The following is a 1,196-nucleotide window of genomic DNA, read 5'->3' as shown; positions in this document are numbered from 1 at the left end:
CCAGCACCAGCTGCAGAATTTGCACCAGTAGAAGATGAAGAGATTACATGTGATGAAGCAGCATCTTATGTTGCAGGCTACTTATCATATAGTAATAATGCTGAGACTGATGCTTGTTTAATAGAAGGAGAAGTTGAAGGGGAAATCTCTGGTGAATACTCTGAGTGTGGAGGAACATTAACAGTAACATGGTTCTACAAAGATGATTGTGAGCGTGAAATTACAGCTACAAAAACAGTAACTGTATTACCAGCTCCTGTTGCAGAATTTGATTCAGTTGAGGTTATTGTAATTGATTGTGATGAAGCTGCATCTTATGAGGCAGGTTACTTAGCATATAGTAATGGAGCTGGAACTGATGCTTGTTTAATAGCAGGCGAAGTTGAAGGAGAAATTACTGGAAGTTACACTGAATGTGGAGGACTTTTATTTGCTAATTGGACTTTTACTGATGAGTGTGAGAGAACTATAACTCAAACTCAACAAATTAAAGTAAATCCAGCACCAGCTGCAGAGTTTGCTCCAGTGGAAAATGAAGAGATTACATGTGATGAAGCTGCATCTTATGTTGCAGGCTACTTATCATATAGTAATAATGCTGAGACCGAGTCTTGTTTAATTGAAGGACAAGTAGAAGGAGAATTAAGTGGAAGCTATACTGAATGTGGTGGAGAGTTGCAAGTAACTTGGACATTTATGGATGATTGTCAAAGAGAGATTACGGCTACAAAAATAGTAACTGTATTACCTGCACCTAAAGCTGAATTTGTAAATGTTCCTCAAAACATTACTATTACTTGTGATCAGGCTGCTGTTTATCAATCGGCTAACTTAGAGTACACAAATAATGCTGAGACTGACGCTTGTTTAATAGCAGGTGAAGTAGAAGGAGAAATTACAGGAAGCTATACAGAATGTGGTGGAGAGTTTGTGGTAACTTGGACGTTTATTGACGATTGTCAGAGAGAAATTACAGCTACAAAAATTGTTACTATTTCTCCAGCACCAGTTGCAGAATTTGCACCAGTAGAGGACGAAGAAATCACTTGTGATGAAGCAGCAACTTATTCAGCTGGATTCTTAACCTATAATAATGGAGCAGAAACAGACGCTTGCTATATTTCAGGAAAAGTAAAAGGAGTAATTACAGGAAGCTACACAGAATGTGGTGGAGAGTTAATAGCAACTTGGACATA

At 38.0% G+C, this 1,196-nt stretch carries 1 protein-coding gene; it reads left to right on the top strand.

All coding sequences use genetic code 11. The features are described from left to right. The coding region (locus tag OD803_RS14450) for a hypothetical protein (protein WP_262734061.1) at window positions 1-1,196 on the top strand (1,196 nt) is incomplete at both ends.

Source organism: Gaetbulibacter sp. NE (assembly GCF_025548475.1).
GTDB classification, from domain to species: domain Bacteria; phylum Bacteroidota; class Bacteroidia; order Flavobacteriales; family Flavobacteriaceae; genus Gaetbulibacter_B; species Gaetbulibacter_B jejuensis.
Note: the sequence above shows the minus strand (reverse complement) of the source record. Positions and strands in the feature narration are given on the sequence as shown.